Below are 661 nucleotides of genomic sequence, written 5' to 3' on the forward strand. Positions count from 1 at the left end.
GGTATTGTTTTGTGGTATTAGGGAGTAGACACTGAAAACAGATGGAATGGAAATCGGAATAAGCAGTCGAAATAAAGCAAGTCCCCATAAAAACATTAAAGTCTTTTTGGGTAATTTGTGTATGAGTATGGCACGCAGTACGGTAATGATGATGATTAAGATTGTGGCGGAGATACTCATTTGTAGCAGGGTCATTCTTCTCACCTCACTCTAAGTTTTTTATAAGATTTTTCAATTTTTCAATTTGCTTTTCTGAAAGCTGCTTATTTCCAATCAGTGCAGCAAACATTTTATCAATGGAACCATCAAACATTTTGTCAATAAACTCATTGGTTTCTGCTATCTGTACTTTTTCTTTCGGAATAAGAGCATGACACATAAAGTTCGGTTCGGAGCGTTCAATCGCACCCTTGTTGATACACCTCTTTATTAAAGTATAGGTTGTATTCATATTCCAACCAATCTCTTCTTTCAATACATTTGAGATATGCTTGGCAGTGCAGTCTCCTTCATTCCAAAGAACATTCATCACTTTAAGTTCTGAATCAAATAGTTTTACAATCATTTTTACAATCCTCCTTGCAAAAGACTGGTGTAGTTTTGACTATATACTACCATAGTCTTTTATAATAGTCAATACTACTGTAGTAGTTTTTTGTAA

The 661-nt window shown here is 34.3% G+C and carries 1 protein-coding gene and 1 pseudogene; both read right to left on the reverse strand.

Going from position 1 to position 661, the window contains the following annotated elements:
* Positions 1-195: pseudogene (locus HMPREF9333_RS13190) on the reverse strand (M56 family metallopeptidase); the annotation flags it as partial.
* Between the two features lie 10 nt (positions 196-205).
* Entirely contained in the window at positions 206-565 is a 360-nt protein-coding gene (locus HMPREF9333_RS12025) for a BlaI/MecI/CopY family transcriptional regulator (RefSeq protein WP_005542477.1), read from the reverse strand.
* Positions 566-661: the final 96 nt, after the last annotated feature.

Origin of the sequence: Johnsonella ignava ATCC 51276, assembly GCF_000235445.1 — a bacterium.
Lineage (GTDB): Bacteria > Bacillota > Clostridia > Lachnospirales > Lachnospiraceae > Johnsonella > Johnsonella ignava.

Excerpts from the sequence above, each read along its gene's own strand:
- HMPREF9333_RS12025 (WP_005542477.1), bottom strand. The coding sequence starts at position 565 with ATGATTGTAAAACTATTTGATTCAGAACTTAAAGTGATGAATGTTCTT.